Genomic DNA, 2,910 nt, shown 5'->3' on the forward strand with positions numbered 1-2,910 from the left:
GAATAAAAACGACTAGTGCCAAGTTTTTGCTTGACAATGGTCACTTCATAACAGCGTGACAGAAGTCGTTTACGACTTCGTTTTCACGCCCCCGCAAGCAACAATAGGGGCCTAGTGTTCGGTTTGCCGAATGCTAGGCCCCATTGTTGTACTGCGCTGTTCGTATTTAATGCTTGTAGTCTGACTAATGACACAGTCCCTTTTTATTTGCTAAATTTTGCGACTTGGTTACTAAGGGTAGGAAAAATTAAGGCGTGGTAAAATAGACAATAAATTATTAATGAAAGAGGGATCAATATGGGAACAGTCGTTGTATTACCGGCTTTTAACAAGGATGTCAGTATCTGGCGGCAAGTCAATATTGGTCATCGTCAGTTAAACATAATTGATTATGGACAATTAGCTATCGAAGATTTCACATTTAACAATATTGTTGAAAAAGTGGTGACCATTGTTAAAAATGCTAATCAGCCTGTTATTCTGGCTGGGGAGGATTTTGGTGCATTGATTGCTTTACGGGCATCAGTAGATCTTTTAGGACGATTAGATCGTTTGATTTTGGTACGTCCGCATTATCAGGCGTCTACTGCGCTGTTGAAGACAGGAATTTTTGATCATGTTCCAGTCAGCAGATCGCAATTCAAAACCTTGAAAAAGTCATTACAGGGAGTGGACCTCACCCAGAACTTAATGCATGTCCAAGATGCGACGTATATTTATTGCGGAGAAAAGGATCGCAAAAACCGGCGGGTGGCACAAGACCTTAAAAATCGATTGATTGATGGACATATTGAATTTGTTCCCAGAATGAGTAAAGGTTTGAATCAAGAAGGTGTCCATGCAGTTAGCGAGAATCTTCGGTAGAAATTAATGAATAATCGTAATTTAACAGATCAGCAGCGAGTTACAGTTGCTAAACTTGAATACCAATTATTAGAACCTAATCAAGTTATAATCTTAGCCGGGCAACCATTTGGTAAGGTGTTACAACATATCTATACAGCTGATGGTTTGCAAATGTTTGTGATTGAAAACCGCCCCCAAAAAGAATATACGTTATTATTTAAGGGTTCGTCCGGCATAATGAAGGGGAATCCTGAGACGTGGACTAATGAATGGCTAGATACTAATTTACCAATTGGTTGGTCAATGCTCTTTCAACGAGGAGAGATTCCTCAACAATTAAGGACAGCAACTCGTGTATTAAATCGTGTTCTTTGTCAACATCCCAATGCACATTTCTATCTGTATGGACATTCGTTAGGATCAATTAATGTTCAATACGCTCTCAGTCATTGCCATCACATTGGGCAAATTCGGCGCGCCGATATATACGAAGGCCCTAACATTTACTGGTTATTGAATGCTTCTGAACGAAAACAAGTTCGCAAGTTTAAACATAAGGTCTATAACTATGTGGACGTTTATGACCCGATTGTTGTGGGGTATGTCGATGGGCGTCGCTTAGTTGGTCGGTTAAAGTATGTTGATAGCCATTTATTGCCACCAATTAATCAGCACATGTGGGGAGGATATATGTTCACTTCCCGTGGAAAATTAAAAACGCGATCTATTGATAAGCTATTCCTAAAGCGCGGAGCAATGGACCAGTACTGGATGAAAAATGGGCATGAGTTATACCAGGAACGTTTGAACTTGCGGCAACTACAACAGTTAAAGAAAATTCATCATCGATCACAACTAGCATTTGCTAAAGACTGACGAAACAAATCCAGTCGTCGACGTCATTTACTCGATGATTTGATAGACTTTGATAAGTTACCTAACATATGAAATTAAAAACTGTAATTCCATAAATACAAAGTGGCCTTAAGTACCTTGCTTAATCAGGTATTTAAGGCCACTGTTTGTTGAATATGGGGCTGTTAGTTATCTAAAATATTTTTGGTAGAACGGGCAAATTTTTCCACTAATTTTTCTCCACTATTCATTGAACTGTTGTTATCAGTATAAACGGCAATTGTATAGTCGTTGTCCTGACTGCCATTTACACGTCCGATACTATTAATAATCCATTTACCAGAACCGTCATCTTGATCAAGCCATCCATTCTTGAGTGCAAAATTATTGCTACCAGCAGAAATTCCCCATTGTTGATCAGATTCAACATTCGACATGAGATGTTGAATATAATTTCGTGATGAGTCGGAAAGCTTAGTAGAACTAAAGAAAATGTTGTTTAATAGCTTAATTTGGTCAGCTGGAGTAGTAGTGGTCATCCCCCATGCTTCGTTGGCATGAGTATTGCTCATTTGAAATTGATCAAATGTATCTTGGAGACCGTCAGTACCACCAAGATAATTATTAATTAATTCAGTAGTGGAATCATTATCTGAATTTTCAATCATTTGTTTAGCGTAGTCTTTTCCTTCGCTATCCAATTCCCCATTATTTTTGAGCAACACACCAGCTAAGACACTGACCTTCACTGTACTAGCAGTATGATATTTGTGACCAGGTGTGGTGTTATAAGTGTATGTTTCCCCTGTTTTAGTAGAGTAAACGGCAATGGCAACGTTACTGTCAGATCCCTTAAGGTCCGCTTTCCATTGTTTTTTTAGCTGGCTGCTAATACTGGTTGATTTAAACAGGTTTGGAATGTTATGAATTGGGTTCATGACACTGTTCTTTTGTGATAGTGGGTTATGATTTTGAAAAATTAAGCCAGTATTTAAGAGGAGGGCAAGCGCAATGAAGATTAAACTAACAACTGTCGTTTTTTTTCTGAATTTTCGCCGCTGTGCTCTGCGTAATTCACGACGTGATGACTGCTTCAATTTGGTGCTTCCCTCCTTAATAAATGGTATAACATAAAAATCTTATCATAATATTGAAATAAATTTTATGAAAATAATATGAACATTTGGTTACAAAGGTTAGGACTTGAAC

At 38.2% G+C, this 2,910-nt stretch carries 3 protein-coding genes; 2 read left to right on the plus strand and 1 reads right to left on the minus strand.

The genetic code is table 11. From position 1 onward, the window contains the following. Positions 1 to 297: 297 nt before the first annotated feature. Complete coding sequence (locus tag H5975_RS07720; protein WP_204785556.1) at positions 298 to 864, plus strand: alpha/beta fold hydrolase; 567 nt, start codon at positions 298 to 300, stop codon at positions 862 to 864. A gap of 6 nt (positions 865 to 870) precedes the next feature. Continuing rightward, on the plus strand, positions 871 to 1,722 hold the full coding sequence (locus H5975_RS07725; RefSeq protein ID WP_204785557.1) for a hypothetical protein: 852 nt from the start codon (positions 871 to 873) through the stop codon (positions 1,720 to 1,722). A 164-nt stretch (positions 1,723 to 1,886) separates the two neighbouring features. Here H5975_RS07725 and H5975_RS07730 read toward each other — a convergent pair whose 3' ends face one another. Then, positions 1,887 to 2,798, minus strand: coding sequence for a serine hydrolase (locus tag H5975_RS07730; RefSeq protein WP_239473178.1), 912 nt, complete (start codon positions 2,796 to 2,798; stop codon positions 1,887 to 1,889). Positions 2,799 to 2,910 lie beyond the last annotated feature (112 nt).

Source organism: Limosilactobacillus coleohominis (assembly GCF_016901675.1).
In the GTDB taxonomy this organism is placed as follows: Bacteria; Bacillota; Bacilli; order Lactobacillales; family Lactobacillaceae; genus Limosilactobacillus; species Limosilactobacillus intestinavium.